Genomic DNA, 16103 nt, shown 5'->3' with positions numbered 1-16103 from the left:
TATGAGTCTTATAAATGCTTTCAAGATTATTAAAAATGAGGGTATGAGTACCTTTGGTCATGTTCTAAAGGAGAAGATGGCCGAAAGGGAAGATGACAATAGAAGATACAATAGAATAATAAATACAACTGAGAAAGGAATAAAAGAGTGCTATAAAAATGTTACAGAAAGCATCTTTGGTATGGTTGATCTAACAAATATTTCTAGCATTTCTAATGTAATTGCTGAAGTTAAGAAGACAGACTTTGAGTACATTGGATTTAAAAGTGATAGTTTTTATTTGGAGGAAGATGCATTAAAAGTCTTAACTTCAGTATCTTCTAATTTAAGACGAGCAGGCTTAGAATATGATCTGTTTTATTCTGATGAGGACTTTATAGATGAGAAGAATAATCGATGCGATCCAATTTTTAAAGCAGATTATTCTGTGGATACGCTATATTCTTATAACTATATTGGTGAAGGATTTTTTGCTAATAAGGAGAAGATATTGCTACTACTAGAAGAGCTAGCTAGGGAAGAAGTGGATGTAATTAAAGATATAAGCCTTCTTAGATATAAGCTTCTTATTATGCTTAGTATGAATGATGTTAAGGCATTTCATGTAAATTGTTGTCTTGTTCATAATGTTTTTTATGAAGAAAAAGGACATGATTATATGAAGGCTATGGCAGATTTTATTATACAAGAACATAAGAAATTAGGAGAAGAATTAACAGTTGTTACTAAAGATATAAAGGGTGAAATAACACGTAAGAATCAGATATTTACAGCCCTAAATTATCTTTATTATAAGACGGGTAATGAGAAGGTTTCTATAATCATTCCCTCAAAGGATAATCCGGAATTAGTTAAGAAATGCATTAAGGCAATTGATAAATATACAACGGTGACTAATTACGAAATTGTTCTTGTGGACAATGGTAGTAATGATGAGAATAAGTCCGTAATTGAGGAATTTGTAAGAAAAAGCTGTGAAGAAAATGGACATTCTGCTAGGGATATAAAGTATGTTTACGATAAGAGAGATTTTAATTTTTCTTATATGTGTAATTTAGGAGCAAGACATGCCAGTGGAGAATACTATCTATTCCTTAATGATGATGTGGAAATTATAGATAATGATATTCCTAATGGATTTGATTGGTTATCAGTAATGCTTGGCTTTGCTAGCCGTAGTTTTGTTGGTACTGTGGGAGTTAAGCTTCTATATCCTGATAAGAAGAGTATCCAGCATGTGGGTATAGTGAATTACGAAGAGGCGGGCTTTGCTCATATCCATGCAAGGGAAGATGATTTACAGCTTCTTGGACAGTATAGGAATAGGGCTAATATGAATGTTTTATGTGTTACAGCGGCAGCAGTACTTGTTTCTGCTAATAAGTTCTGGCAAGTTGGCGGCTTTAATGAAGATTTAGTGGTCACACATAATGATGTAGAATTAGGATTAAAGCTTTATGAGGCTGGTTATAGAAATGTTCTAGCAAATGCCATCTCTTTAATTCACCATGAATCCTTAACTAGGGGCTTAGATGGAGAAAGCGAAGAGAAAAGTAGAAGAAATATGAAGGAGCGTGAGCTTACATTTAAGCTTCATGCATATCTTAAGAAACGTGATCCTTTCTATAGTGAGTATTTAACTCAGATGGAATTTAATGAAAGGGTTAACTATTCAAGAATATATGATGAGGATATGTCTGAATTAATTAAAGTTGACAATAAATCTAAGATTTATTTAAGAGACGAAAATGGCAAGATTAAGGCAAGAATTACGGCAGTGGCTTTAAGGGATAAACTTGAAATAAGAGGTTATGCTTATAGAAGGGATGGCTCTAACAAGAAAGCTTTAAAGATTAGTTATTTAATAGAAGGCGTTAATGATAGCTACATAGCTGAAGCTAAGAATAAGTGTGATAGAGTAGCCCACCAAAGATTAGGCCTTGAGAAAAATTGCAATTTTGCTGAGAATTACTGCAATTTAAACCCTGCAAAGCTTAAAGCTGGTAATTATAAAATCAAGATGATTTGTGATGATATTATTGTTGCTGTTAGCAAGGGAGTTTCCATTATCTAAAATAAAACTTGATGAATAAGGGCGTTTGTATTATTATAAAGGATGTTTTGACTAGTAGTATAGAAAATATAGAGGTTAATTATGAAGATTATAAAAGAGTTGTATGAATATCGTGAGATGATATTCAGCTTGGTTAGAAAAGATTTAAGAGGTAGATATAAGGGTTCAGTTCTTGGATTCTTTTGGACTTTCTTAAATCCATTTTTACAGTTAATGGTATTTACACTTGTATTCTCAATTATTATGCCACAGGATATAGATCAGTATTATCTATTCCTTTTTGTAGCATTGGTACCATGGATGTTCTTTGCATCATCTGTACAGGATGGTTCAACATCTATCTTAAGAGAGACTAATATGGTTAAGAAGATTTTCTTCCCAAGAGAAGTTCTTCCAATTGCTACTGTAACAAGTGGTTTTGTGAATATGTTATTAGTCTTTTTAGTAATTTTTGTAACATTGATATTTAGTGGTAGAGGCATAAAGCTTAGTACTATTGTATATCTTCCAATAGTTATGATTGTTCAGTACATTCTATGCCTTGGTATCGCACTAATTGTAGCTTCAGTTACAGTTTACTTTAGAGATTTACAGTACATCTTAGGTATCTTAGTTATGGCATTACAGTATATGACACCTGTTATGTATGATATGTCACGTGTTCAGGATGCTGCAGAGAAGATGGGTTGGCCTCAGATGGTAACTTTATATAATCTTAATCCAATGACACCAATTATTACAATATATAGAAATATACTTTATTATCAGACAGTACCTCATATTAATACATTAATTGAAGCACTTGTAATTGGTATTGTATTCATTGTTATTGGAGAGCTTTTATTTAAGAAGCTTCAAAAGGGATTTGCAGAACAGTTCTAATCTAATTGATGAGAAAGAAACGGAGATATTATGGATAAGGATAATGCTATTGAAGTAAGGAATATATCTAAGAGCTTTAAGGTATATTACGATAAAGGCAATGAGCTTAAGGAAAAAATGCTTTTTTGGAAGCGTAATAAATATGAAAAACGTGTAGTACTTGATGATATTAGTTTTTCTGTAAAGAAGGGTGAAGCTGTAGGTTTAGTTGGTAAGAATGGTTGCGGTAAGAGTACAACTCTTAAGCTTCTTACTAAGATTATTTATCCAGATAAGGGAACAATTGAGATGTCAGGTAGAGTATCAAGCTTACTAGAGCTTGGTGCCGGTTTCCATCCTGATATGAGTGGTAGAGAGAATATCTATACTAATGCATCTATCTTTGGTCTTACTAAGAAGGAAATTGATGCAAGATTAAATGATATTATTGAATTCTCAGAACTTGGTACATTTATTGATAATCCAGTTCGTACATATTCATCAGGTATGTATATGAGACTTGCATTCTCAGTTGCAATTAATGTAGATGCAGATATCTTACTTATTGATGAGATCTTAGCTGTTGGTGATGCCAACTTCCAGGCTAAGTGCTTTAATAAGTTACGCGAAATTAAGGCACAGGGAACTACTATTGTTATTGTTTCTCATGCTCTTGAGCAAATTGAAGAAATCTGTGAGCGTTCTATTTGGGTAAGAGATGGCCATATTCAGCAGATTGGTGAGCCAAAAGAAATACATAAAGCTTATCTTACAGCTATGGAGGAAGAACGTAGAGAACAAGCTGCTAATGAGAGAAAACAGTTGTTAGAAGCTGAAGAAGAACAGGCAAAGCGCCTTGCATGGGAGAAAAGACATGGTAGCTGGGAAGTTAAAATTGGTGATGTTAAGTTAGTTGATAAGAATGGAGTGGAAAGCTCTAAAATTTATACAGGCGAAAGCATGACATTAGAGATTCCTTATGTTGTTAATACTCCAATTAATGATATAGAAGTAAAACTTGATTTTTATAGAATTGATAGCTTATTAGTTTATAGAACATCCTCTGTGTTAAGCGGAGTTGGAAGACTTAATTTTGATAAAGATAACAAGTTAAGCATTACTTTTGACAACGTTCCTTTTGTTACAAGTGAATACTACGTAAATATCGCTCTTGAAACTAAGGACGGAGATGAAGTAGATGTATATAAAGAAGCAGTAAAGTTTATAGTAGAAAGCGCTAAAGGTGAAGGCGGAGTGGCTTCAATGAATAATAGCTGGAAGTAATTTGTAAGATGGAGGATAACATGAAGTCTAAGTCGGAAGAGAACTGGTTTATACATAATGGACGACATTTAATTAGAATGTTTAGATTATTTAAGCCTTCTAGTATCTCAAGATTGATAGAGTACATAAAAAAGAATAAGTTCAACGATATTAAGGAAGAAATATATCTGATTATGTATGAAGAAAGTGATTCTCTTACTGTTAGATATCCTGACTGGTTTGAACGACACAAAGTTACACAGCAAGAATTAGAAGAACAAAAAAATACAAGCTTTGATTACAGTCCTAAGGTAAGTATTTTAGTTCCTACATATAATACACCAATAAACTTCCTAAGACAGATGATAGAATCAGTAAGAAATCAGTCATATAGTAACTGGGAATTGTGTATTGCAGATGGAAGTAATGAAAAAAGTGAAGTACGTAAGGTTTTACAAGAATATGTAAATAGTGACTCTAGAATAGTTGTGACATATCTAGATGATAATTATGGTATTTCAGGTAATACCAATAAGGCATTAGAACTAGCAACTGGTGAGTTAATTGGTTTATTAGACCATGATGATTTTGTTGAACCTAATTTATTATATGAAGTAGTTAAGAGATTTCAGGACGAAGAAGTTGATGTTGTTTATACAGATGAAGATAAGGTGTTAGCACCAAAGTGGAAACATGTAGATCCTAATTTTAAACCGGATTTTAGTATTGATTTGTTGAGATCACATAATTATATTACTCATTTCTTTACAGTGAGAAAGTCAATAATTGATAGAGTGGGTAATTTTAGAAGTGAATGTAACGGTTCACAGGATTATGATTTGATTTTTAGATGTACTGAAGTTGCTAGAAAAATAGAGCATGTAGCTAAGATATTATATCATTGGAGAATGACAGAAGGCTCAACAGCAGCTAATCCAAGAAGTAAGATGTATTGTTATGAAGCTGGTAAAAAGGCAATTGATGATCATTTATTACGAGTTGGAATAGAGGGTAATGTTGAAATAATGGATTTATGGGGAATGTATCATACAACATATAAGATACAGGGTAGTCCTAAGATTTCAATAATTATTCCTAATAAGGATCATATAGAAGATCTTGATAGATGTATAAGATCTATTGAGAATAAATCTACATATAGAAATTTTGAATTTGTTATAGTAGAAAATAACAGTGAAGATGAGAATACATTTAAGTATTATGAGAATATTAGTAATGAATTTGACAATATAAAGCTTGTTAAGTGGAATGGAGAATTTAATTATTCTGCAATTAACAATTTTGGTGTTAAGAATTGTGATGGCGAAGTGCTTTTATTGTTAAATAATGATACTGAATTAATAACACCAACAGCATTAGAAGAAATGTTAGGGATTGCATTAAGAAAGGATGTTGGATGTGTTGGAGCAAAACTATTATATGCAGATAACACAGTACAGCATGCAGGCGTAGTTGTTGGCTTTGGTGGATATGCAGGCCATGTCTTTAATGGAATGGGCGACGACAATCTAGGATATATGGCAAGATTACAGATAAATTGTAATTATAGTGCAGTTACAGCTGCTTGTCTTATGACAAGAAGAGATGTATATGATTTAGTTGGTGGTTTAGATGAACAGTTTGTTGTAGCATGCAATGATGTAGATTATTGTTTAAAGACTAGGGCAAACGGCCTTAATGTAGTATATAATGCTTTTTCAAAGTGGTATCACTATGAATCTAAGTCAAGGGGCTCTGATGAAGAAGGAGCTAAAAAGCTAAGATTTGAACAAGAAAAAGAAAAATTTAGAAGTAAATGGCCAGACATATTAAGGGATGGAGATCCTTTATATAATATAAATTTTCCATTTACAGAGGGTGCATTTAAGGTAGAAAGAGAATAAGGAGAAATTATGAAAGTAATAGAGCATAGGTCAGAGTATGAAAAGTGGATTGAGAATATTGAGAAACACTATGAACATCTAGATGCTAATAAGTTACAGTATCAACCTAAGATATCAATACTTGTTCCAGTTTACAATGTGTTAGACAGACATTTAATACCATGTATCGAATCAGTTAGAAAGCAGACATATAAGAACTGGGAATTATGTTTAGTAGATGACTGCTCAACAATGGAAAATGTTAAGAAGACATTAAATAAGTATAAGAACAAGGACAAAAGAATAAAGGTTAAGTTTAGGGAAACTAATGGACATATATCACAGTGTACAAATACAGCACTTGATATGGCAACAGGCGAATACATTGCTTTTTTAGATTGTGATGATACTTTAGCAAAATTTGCGCTTAATGAAGTTGTTGAACTTCTTAATAAGAATAGAAATCTAGATTTTATCTATAGTGATGAAGATAAGATTGACGATGAAGGTCATAATAGACACATGCCACATTTTAAACCTGACTGGTCACCGGATACTTTAATGTCTCATATGTACACATGTCATTTTGGTGTGTATAGAACATCAATAGCAAGAGAAATTGGTGGAGATAGAAAGGGATATGAGGGAGCTCAGGATTACGATTTTACTCTTAGATTTACAGAGAAGACAGATAAGATAGCACATATTGATAAAATTCTTTATCATTGGAGAGAAAGAGTTGAATCAACAGCAGCAGATGCAGGAGCAAAGCCTTATATTCTTGAAGCGGCTAAAAAGACTAAAGAAGATGCTCTAAGAAGAAGAGGATTAAAAGCTAATCTTGAATTGGTTGACGGTATTTATCAGTATAGAGTTAATTATTTAGTTGATGGAAATCCTAAGGTAAGTGTAGTTATTCCATCAAAAGATAACTATAAGATTTTAGAAAAGTGTATTAGCTCTTTTGTTGAAAAGACAAGATATAAGAATTATGAATTTATTCTTGTAGATAATGGAAGTTCTGATGAAAATAAAGAAAAGTATAGTGAATTAGCAAAGAAGTATAATATTACATATATTTATGAAAAAATGGATTTTAATTTTTCTAAGATGTGTAACATGGGTGTTGCTAAATCAACGGGTGAGTACATCCTATTATTAAATGATGATATAGAAATCATTGATGAGGAATGGCTTGAAAGAATGTTAGGACAGGCACAATTAAAGCATATAGGAGCTGTTGGAGCTAAGTTATTATACGAAGGCGGAGAAAGAATACAGCATATTGGCGTTGTTAATTATAAAGTAGGCCCATCGCATATATTTGCTAAATTTAAAGATAATCAGATTTATTATTTTGGTAGAAATAAAATTGATTATAATTCATCAGCAGTTACAGCAGCTTGTCTTTTAGTTAATAAGGACAAGTATAATGAGGTTGGCGGATTAGATGAGTCTCTCGCAGTTGCTTATAATGATGTGGATTTTTGCTTTAAATTAGTTGAAAAAGGATATTATAATATTTGTCGAAATGATGCTGTTCTTATTCATTATGAATCAATAAGTAGAGGAAATGATCTTATTGATAAGGAAAAGATGAGAAGATTAAATAGTGAGCGAGATAATCTTTATAAGAAGCATCCTATGTTTAATAATTATGATCCTTTCTATAACAGTAACCTTACACAGGATAGAGTTGATTATTCATATAACTATTCATTGGCTGATAGAGTTGTTGTATTAAAAAATATCGAGTCATTTGATGAAAATATCTATAGCAAGAACAGTAGTGGAATTGCATATATGATAGATAATGTTCTTGTAGGAAAAGACATCTATGTTAGAGGATGGATGTGTACTAATAATCGCTTAGAGGGTCTTATAAAAAGATATATAATCTTTGAAGATTATAATGGAAAAATAGTACGTGTTAAACTTAACAGATGTAAGCGTAATGATGTAAAGGGCAAACAGGGAATCACATATGCTAAGACAGGCTTTGAAATATGTGTTCCTAGAAATGAAGTTGAATTAGATGGCAGTAAATATAAAATTGCTCTTTATTCTGAATTACCAACTGGAAAGAAGTACTATGAGAGTACTTCAGAGGTTGTTGAGCTATTTTAGGAGAATGAAGAGGATAAAATGGTAAAGATAGAAAAGAATAAAGTTGCGGAATTAGCTGTTATTATAGTAATAACGTTATTGTTTCTAATATACGGTAAAACGACTTTAAATGATGGATTTTATGGCTTTAGAAAATTATACTTAATTATTTCTGTGGCGCTTATTGTGTTATGTTTAGTGAATTTCTTTGCAACTGAAGTAAAAAAAATAAGCATTGTTAAATTGTATTTGATTAACGGAATTATATTAGGGATTATCATTAATATGTTAATACCTGTTTTTTCAGTTCCAGATGAACCTGTTCATTTAGCAACAGCTTATAATATTTCGAATAAGATACTTGGAAAAGAAGTTGCTTATGATGGAATATATATGCGAAAATGTGATGCTGAATTACAATTAGAACCGCTAGGAGTGAATGAGACATATTTGGATGAATATCTTTCATATTTTCATGAGCCTACTGGGAATAAAGAAATGGTAAAAACAGCTTATACACAGTTGACATTACCATTGTTTCAATATGTAATTCCAGCGTGTGGAATTACTGTGGGAAGGTTGTTGGGGCTAAATGCTGTTTGGACATTAGAGCTGGGAAGAATTTTCAATTACATAATGTTTGTTATAATTGTTGCTTTAAGTATTAAAACCATACCATATGGAAAGAATATTATATTAGCAGTAGCTATTATACCAACCATGTTTCAGCAGGCATTTTCATATAATTACGATTGTATAATAAATGCATTTGCAATATTATCAGTGGCGCTAGCTTTAAAATTAAAGGCAGAGGAAAAGAAAAAAATAAAATACATAATTGCATTACTTATATCAATTATGGTTATGGTTGTAGTTAAGAGTCATGCTTATATGGCGTTTATTTTGTTATTATTTGTAGCCTTTGACAAGGAAGTAAAAAATTCCTTTATTAAATTAAAGGAAAAGTTGAAGAATAATAGAATAATAGCATTAATTATAGGGGCAATATTACTTGCAGTATGTGTTGTTATTGTTTACTTTGTAATTAACAAGATAATGCTAATAAAGAAAGAACCGGTCACACACGTATTATCGTATTGCGGAGAAGATGGTTATACGTTATCATATGCTATAAATTATCCTATTGATACAGCTATACTGTATTTTAGAACCTTGTTTGAACAATCAACATTTTATATGATATCTCTATTTGGCGGGCATATGGGATGGCTTAATTTAACTGTATCGTATTTTGCTATATTACCTATTATAGTTATGGTTTTATTGCTATCATGCAATGAAGGTAATGAAGCTAGTTTGATAAAGAAAAAAGATAGAGTATTATTTTCAATAATATGCGTAGTAAGTATATTGTTCATATGTACTGGAATGTTTTTTTCTTGGACTGCTACAAGCTTTTTGGTAATTGATGGTGTACAGGGTAGATATTTATTACCAATAATGACCATGTTTTTGTTTCTTATATATTCTTCTAAGGGAATTATAGTAACAAATTCTTTAAAGGAAAAAATATATAGATTTATTCCAGTAATATATGCATTTTATCTAGTTAACTTAATAATGATATATTAGAATTGGACAAGTAAATATCAGGAAAGTATGATATTAGAGAGGAATAAAAATGAAGAAGCTTATCATCATTCCCGCTTATAATGAAAGCGAGAATATTGAAAAAACAGTCGAAAATATTAAAGCAAATGCTCCAAATTTTGACTATGTTGTGATTAATGACTGTTCAACAGATAATACATTGGATATCTTAAAGTCACACAATTATAATTACGTAAGTTTACCAATTAATTTAGGAATCGGCGGTGCAGTACAGACTGGATACAAGTATGCTAAGGAATTTGATTATGATGTTGCAGTACAGGTTGATGGTGATGGTCAGCATGATCCAGTATTTTTAAACTATATGGCTGATTATTTACAGGAACATGAATTAGATATGGTAATTGGTTCACGATTTATTGATAAAGAAGGCTTTCAGTCTTCATTTATGAGAAGGGTTGGAATTAATTATTTTACAGGTTTAATACGATTATTAACTGGCAAAAAGATTACAGATCCTACATCAGGTCTTAGAATGGCAGGGAAGAAGGTAATTAATCTATTTGCGGACAACTATCCTGTTGATTACCCAGAGCCAGAAACAGCTGTAACAGCTATTAATAATGGTATGAAGATAGAAGAAATTCCAGTAATTATGAAGGAACGTCAAGGTGGTGTTTCATCTATTACATTAAAGAAATCTGTTTATTATATGGTAAAGGTTACATTAGCTATTATAATAGAGCGATTAAGGGGAAGGAGGTAATTAGTATATGATGTCATTAAGACTAAGAATAATAATTGCAGCAATTCTTCTTATTGGGCTATTATATGTTGTTCAGAAGATTAAGAAGGGTAAATTAGAATTACGTTATTGCATAACATGGTTGTTACTACCTATTGTTATTTTTTTCATAGTGGTTATACCAGGTGCACTACAAGGTTTAGCTAATTTGCTTGGAATTTATAATGTAATGAATATGGTATTCTTTTTAGGCTTTATATTTGTTATAGCTGTAATTTTCAATCTAACAGTTGCGGTTTCAAAGCTAGACGATAGAGTAAGAAAGCTTGTTCAAAAAGAGGCATTAAAAGATAAAGAGGGAAAATAGAAAATGAAAGACATTAAAATATATATTGCCGCACACAAAAAATTTGTAGTACCTAAGGATGATGTATATGTGCCACTTCATGTGGGGGCTAGTGGTAAAGAAAGCTTAGGATACCAATCAGATGCGGAAGGAGATAATATTTCTGAAAAAAATTCATCTTATTGTGAATTAACAGGCATGTATTGGATGTGGAAACATGCTAAGGCTGATATTATAGGCTTAGTTCATTACAGAAGATATTTTTTCAAAAAGTTTTTTAATAAGAGTGTTGATAATATCTTATCAAGAAGAGATATTGAAGAACTTATGGAAAAGTATGATATTATTGTGCCTTTAAGGGGCTTTACCTATAAAAGAGGTAGTGTGTATGATCAATATAATTATGCTCATACTATTAGCGATTTAGATTTAGCAAGAGATGTAATTAAGGAAATCTATCCGGAATACATGGAAGCATATAATAAGGTTATGAATGGTTCAGAATGTGTTCAGTATAATATGATTATTACTAGAAAAGAAATATATGATGAGTATTGTGAGTGGCTTTTTAATGTCTTATTTAAAGTAGAAGAACGCGAGACGATAAAACTTGAAGATAGAGATGCATACAATAGAAGAGTCTATGGTTTTTTATCAGAAAGACTATTTAATGTATGGGCTTATAAAAACAATCAATATAAGATACATGAATTACCTGTATATAATGTTGAGGCTGATTTCAAGAAAGAAGAAATTAGAGCAATTGTAAAAAAAGTATTCTTTATTAGAAATAAAAGATTATATAAGTAAGAAAGTGTAATAGAATATGAATATATTATATACATTAAATGATGCTTTTGTACCTCAGGTAGCTGCTGGTATTACATCTATATGTGAGAATAATAAAGATGTAGATGATATTACTTTTTATTTAATGTCATTAAACATTAAAAAAGAAAATGAAGATAAGCTTGAAGAATATGTATCTAGCTATGGGCGTAAGATTAAGTTTATAGAGCTTAATGATATGCAGAATTTCTTTAAGTTTAAGATTGATACATCAGGATGGAATCCAATTGTATTAGCAAGACTATTATTAGATGAATTAATTCCTGAAGATGTTGAGAGATTGATTTATCTTGATGGAGATACAATTGTTAGAGGAAGTCTTGTTGAGATGTGGAATACCAATATGGGTGATGAAGCCGTTGGTGCTTGTATAGAACCGACATGTACTATATCTAGAAAAGCTTCATTAGGATTAAAGAATATGCCATATCATAATGCAGGCGTTCTTTTGGTTGATATGAATAACTGGAGAAAGAATCAAGTTGGAAAGCAGATAATTGACTACTATACAGCACATGAAGGGAAGCTTTTTGCTAATGACCAGGATGCAATTAATGGCAGCTTGAAAGGTCATATTGTAAGATTATCATCTAAGTATAATTATTGTAATTCATTTGATTTTTATTCATATAAATTCTTATCAAAATTAGTAGATTATGATTTTATGACTAAAGAAGAGTATAATGAACTAAAAGCAAACCCTATTATAATTCATTATTTGGGAGAAGAAAGACCTTGGAGAATTGGAAATCATCATAGATTTAGAAAAGACTATGATAAGTATTTAAGTATGACACCATGGTCAGGAAAAAATTATGAGAGTGGATGGAGATTGTATTTCGTAATATGGGATACGTTTAATTTTGTTATGAAACCTTTTTCAGCATTAAGATATAAAATTATTGATGCGTTAATACCTAAATTCTTGGCTCATAGAGCAAAGAAAAACAAAAAATAAGATTAAACAGACTGTATTTAATGTAATTAATAGTATAAAATGTATATTAAAAAGGGAGATGGTGTAGATAATCTATCTCCCTTTTATATATAAGGACACAAATAAACTGGCATTTAAGAAAGGATTTATACATTATGCGTTTTATAAAGACAGGAAAGATATTTTTAGCAACATTAATAGTACTATTATCATGTATGTTTATAGTTACTAAGACAGAGGCAGCACAGCATTGGGAACAAGAAGGTGATGAATGGTATTATTATAATGACAATGGCAATAGAATTACAGGATGGAGTGAAATAAACGGTCATTGGTATTACTTTGATACAAGTGATTGTCAGGCTGTTAAGGGATGGCAGAAGATAAATGGAAAATGGCAGTATTTTCAGTTAAGTGGTGATTATGAGTGTGCCTGGGTTGAAGATAGAACACATAATGGCATGGACTTTGAAGCTGGTACAATTAAAGGTATAGATGTATCAAGATATCAGGGCAGCATTAACTGGACAGAAGTTAGAAATGAAGGAATTAATTATGTAATGATTAGAGTAGGTTACTCTAATAGAAATCTAGATTATAACTATGAAGATAACATTAGTGGTTCTAATTTAGCAGGTATTCATACAGGGGTTTATTTCTATAGTACAGCTATGTCGGTTGAACAGTCTATAGGAGATGCTCAGTGGGTAATTAAGCAGTTAAGAGGATATAAAGTTGATTATCCTGTGGCAATAGATTTAGAAAGTTGGGATCAGGCTGAATTAGGTAGAGATGAAGTTACAAGAATTGCGAAAGCTTTCTGTGATGAAATTAGAGCTGCAGGCTATACTCCAATGGTATATTGTAATGAAAACTGGGCAAGAAGTTATGTAGACTTCAGCAAACTAGATGGAGTTGAAAAATGGATTGCAAGATATGGATATTATTATGACACATCTATTACACGTGGAATGTGGCAGGCAGGAAGTCAATTTAGATTAAATGGTATTAGTTCAACATTTGTAGATATTGATTTTGCAACAAAGGATTACTCAAAGATTGTAACAGCTAGAAAAGCACCTATTGCAAGTTATACACCAACAACAGGAACTTGGGTAAATCATGGATATGGATACTGGTATCAAAGATTTGATGGATCATATCCACATGACCAATGGGAGAAGATAGGTGGAAACTGGTATTATTTCAATCATGATGGATATAGACAGACAGGATGGATATTAGACAGAGGAACATGGTACTACCTAAATGGAAGCGGAGTAATGCAGACAGGATGGATATTAGATAGAGGTACATGGTACTATCTAAATGGAAGCGGAGCAATGCAGACAGGATGGGTGTTAGATAGAGGAACATGGTACTATCTAAATGGAAGCGGAGCAATGCAGACAGGATGGGTGTTAGATAATGGAACATGGTATTATCTAAATGATAATGGAGCTATGGCAACTGGTTGGATAAAGCTAGGAGAGACATGGTACTATCTAAATGGGAGCGGAGCAATGCAGACAGGATGGTTGCTAGATAATGGTTCATGGTATTATTTAACAGCGAGTGGTGCTATGGCAACAAATACATATATAGATGGATATTATGTAGATGGCTCAGGAAGATGGGTATAAAAAGCTTGCTTTTACTAATGATTTTTCATATAATGTTCACGAATAAATAAGGAGACTGATTTATGAACATTTATGAGAAAGAAGTTTTAACAACAATTAAAGCTAATAAGATAAATAACCAGAGAGAATTGTCTAACAAGTTAGATTTTTCTTTAGGTAAGATAAACACTACGATAAAGAGTTTAAGAACTAAGAAATTAATTAAAGAAGACACACTAGATATTACTAGTGAAGCTAAGAAGATATTAGATAATAATAAGGTCAATAATGCAATTATCTTAGCAGCAGGCTATGGAATGCGCATGGTACCTATTAATACAGAGTTGCCTAAGGGCTTAATACAGGTTCGAGGGGAAACTTTAGTTGAAAGATTAATAAAACAACTTCATGAAGCCGGAATCACTAAGATTACTTTAGTGGCTGGCTTTATGAAGGAATTATATGAATTCTTAATGGATGAATATGATGTAGATATTCTAGTTAATCCTATGTACCATGAAAGAAATAATTTACATTCACTAGCTCTTGCATCTAGGCTTATTAATGGAACATATATAATTCCATGTGATATGTATTTTGAAGAAAATCCATTTAGAAAATCTGAGTTATATTCTTGGTATGCAGTAGATGAGACTAAAGATTATGATAGCTATGTAGAAGTAACAAGAAAGTTATCTTATCGTTATATAAAGCATAATGGCAATCATATGTTAGGCCTTGCGTATATTTCGACTAAAGATAGCAAAGATATGGTGGAAATCATTGGTTTTAGGGATGCAGATCCATCATTTTATAAGGCTTTCTGGGAAGATGCTTTTATTAGGGATAATGAGATGATTTTTAATACAAGAATTATTAATTCATCTGAAGTTACTGAAATTAATACTTATGAACAGCTAAGAGATTTTGATGAGAAATCCCTTAATTTAAATTCTAAGGAAATTAATATAGCGGCTAATAGTTTAGATGTTAAGCCATCAGATATAAAAAACATAGAAATTCTAAAAAAGGGTATGACTAACAAGTCCTTTAGTTTTGAAACAGAAAAGAAGAAGTATATTATGCGAATTCCAGGAAAGGGAACTAATGGCTTAGTAAACAGAAAAGAGGAATACTCTGTATATCAGACTATTAAGAATTTGAACTTATGTGATGATTTAATTTATATGAATCCTGATAATGGATATAAAATTACAGAATTTATTGAAGGGGCAAGAAATTGCGATGCCTATAATCCAGAGGATTTAAGAAAATGTATGTCTGCCTTAAGAAAGTTCCATTCTATGCAGCTTAAAGTAGAACACAGTTTTGATTTAAAGAAGAAGATTAATTATTACGAGGAACTTTGGGGTGGAGAAAGTTCAGCTTATGTTGACTATGAAACAACTAAGGCTAAGGTATTTAAATTGCTAGATTACGTTAATAAGCAGGATAAAGATTATTGCTTATGTCATATAGATTCTGTGCCTGATAATTTTATGTTATATAAGGATGCACAAGGTAAGGAACAGGTTAGATTAATTGATTGGGAATATGCAGGAATGCAAGATCCTAATCTTGATATTGCTATGTTTGCAATTTATGCCATGTATGACCGCGTAATGGTAGATAAATTAATAGACTATTATTACACAGAGGGCTGTAGTGATGATATTAGACATCGTATTTACGCCTATATTGCAATTGCAGGTTTGTTATGGAGCAATTGGTGTGAGTACAAAAGAATGCTTGGTGTAGAATTTGGTGAGTATTCTCTTCGTCAATATAGATATGCTAAGGATTATTATAAAATAATAGTAAATGAAGTGGGAGAGTTGTAATTAA

At 31.5% G+C, this 16103-nt stretch carries 12 protein-coding genes; all 12 read left to right on the top strand.

Annotated elements, in window-relative coordinates; all coding sequences use genetic code 11:
- The first annotated feature begins 1 nt into the window (after position 1).
- Positions 2 to 2074 carry a glycosyltransferase family 2 protein gene (locus tag T537_RS12380; RefSeq protein WP_051637168.1) on the top strand — a complete coding sequence of 691 codons (2073 nt, stop codon included), beginning with the start codon at positions 2 to 4 and terminating at the stop codon, positions 2072 to 2074.
- Between the two features lie 81 nt (positions 2075 to 2155).
- Positions 2156 to 2956, top strand: coding sequence for an ABC transporter permease (locus T537_RS0105160; protein ID WP_031556609.1), 801 nt, complete (start codon positions 2156 to 2158; stop codon positions 2954 to 2956).
- 30 nt (positions 2957 to 2986) lie between these two features.
- On the top strand, positions 2987 to 4219 hold the full coding sequence (locus T537_RS0105155; protein ID WP_031556608.1) for an ABC transporter ATP-binding protein: 1233 nt from the start codon (positions 2987 to 2989) through the stop codon (positions 4217 to 4219).
- 20 nt (positions 4220 to 4239) lie between these two features.
- Positions 4240 to 6102, top strand: a complete 1863-nt coding sequence (locus tag T537_RS0105150) for a glycosyltransferase family 2 protein (protein WP_051637167.1) — start codon at positions 4240 to 4242, stop codon at positions 6100 to 6102.
- A 9-nt stretch (positions 6103 to 6111) separates the two neighbouring features.
- Positions 6112 to 8208: a glycosyltransferase family 2 protein gene (locus T537_RS0105145; RefSeq protein ID WP_051637166.1), complete on the top strand. Its 2097-nt coding sequence runs from the start codon at positions 6112 to 6114 to the stop codon at positions 8206 to 8208.
- A gap of 18 nt (positions 8209 to 8226) precedes the next feature.
- Positions 8227 to 9780, top strand: coding sequence for a DUF2142 domain-containing protein (locus T537_RS0105140; protein WP_031556605.1), 1554 nt, complete (start codon positions 8227 to 8229; stop codon positions 9778 to 9780).
- Positions 9781 to 9829: 49 nt separating this feature from the next.
- Positions 9830 to 10525 (top strand): glycosyltransferase family 2 protein, encoded by a 696-nt coding sequence (locus T537_RS0105135; protein WP_031556604.1) that lies wholly within the window; start codon positions 9830 to 9832, stop codon positions 10523 to 10525.
- A 7-nt stretch (positions 10526 to 10532) separates the two neighbouring features.
- The gene (locus T537_RS0105130) at positions 10533 to 10871 is read left to right on the top strand and encodes a DUF2304 domain-containing protein (protein ID WP_081823256.1); all 339 of its coding nucleotides are present in this window, start codon (positions 10533 to 10535) and stop codon (positions 10869 to 10871) included.
- 3 nt (positions 10872 to 10874) lie between these two features.
- Entirely contained in the window at positions 10875 to 11660 is a 786-nt protein-coding gene (locus T537_RS0105125) for a DUF4422 domain-containing protein (protein ID WP_031556602.1), read from the top strand.
- Positions 11661 to 11676: 16 nt separating this feature from the next.
- Complete coding sequence (locus tag T537_RS0105120) at positions 11677 to 12657, top strand: glycosyltransferase family 8 protein (RefSeq protein WP_031556601.1); 981 nt, start codon at positions 11677 to 11679, stop codon at positions 12655 to 12657.
- A 134-nt stretch (positions 12658 to 12791) separates the two neighbouring features.
- Positions 12792 to 14279 (top strand): GH25 family lysozyme, encoded by a 1488-nt coding sequence (locus tag T537_RS13125; RefSeq protein ID WP_051637165.1) that lies wholly within the window; start codon positions 12792 to 12794, stop codon positions 14277 to 14279.
- A 62-nt stretch (positions 14280 to 14341) separates the two neighbouring features.
- Positions 14342 to 16099: an NTP transferase domain-containing protein gene (locus tag T537_RS0105110; RefSeq protein WP_031556599.1), complete on the top strand. Its 1758-nt coding sequence runs from the start codon at positions 14342 to 14344 to the stop codon at positions 16097 to 16099.
- The last annotated feature ends 4 nt before the right edge of the window (positions 16100 to 16103 follow it).

Source organism: Lachnospira multipara LB2003 (assembly GCF_000702205.1).
Lineage (GTDB): Bacteria > Bacillota > Clostridia > Lachnospirales > Lachnospiraceae > Lachnospira > Lachnospira multipara_A.
This window is presented reverse-complemented; position numbering and strand designations above follow the sequence as displayed.

Coding starts and splice junctions, on each gene's coding strand:
- T537_RS12380 (WP_051637168.1), top strand. CDS start 2: ATGAGTCTTATAAATGCTTTCAAGATTATTAAAAATGAGGGTATGAGT.
- T537_RS0105160 (WP_031556609.1), top strand. CDS start 2,156: ATGAAGATTATAAAAGAGTTGTATGAATATCGTGAGATGATATTCAGC.
- T537_RS0105155 (WP_031556608.1), top strand. CDS start 2,987: ATGGATAAGGATAATGCTATTGAAGTAAGGAATATATCTAAGAGCTTT.
- T537_RS0105150 (WP_051637167.1), top strand. CDS start 4,240: ATGAAGTCTAAGTCGGAAGAGAACTGGTTTATACATAATGGACGACAT.
- T537_RS0105145 (WP_051637166.1), top strand. CDS start 6,112: ATGAAAGTAATAGAGCATAGGTCAGAGTATGAAAAGTGGATTGAGAAT.
- T537_RS0105140 (WP_031556605.1), top strand. CDS start 8,227: ATGGTAAAGATAGAAAAGAATAAAGTTGCGGAATTAGCTGTTATTATA.
- T537_RS0105135 (WP_031556604.1), top strand. CDS start 9,830: ATGAAGAAGCTTATCATCATTCCCGCTTATAATGAAAGCGAGAATATT.
- T537_RS0105130 (WP_081823256.1), top strand. CDS start 10,533: ATGATGTCATTAAGACTAAGAATAATAATTGCAGCAATTCTTCTTATT.
- T537_RS0105125 (WP_031556602.1), top strand. CDS start 10,875: ATGAAAGACATTAAAATATATATTGCCGCACACAAAAAATTTGTAGTA.
- T537_RS0105120 (WP_031556601.1), top strand. CDS start 11,677: ATGAATATATTATATACATTAAATGATGCTTTTGTACCTCAGGTAGCT.
- T537_RS13125 (WP_051637165.1), top strand. CDS start 12,792: ATGCGTTTTATAAAGACAGGAAAGATATTTTTAGCAACATTAATAGTA.
- T537_RS0105110 (WP_031556599.1), top strand. CDS start 14,342: ATGAACATTTATGAGAAAGAAGTTTTAACAACAATTAAAGCTAATAAG.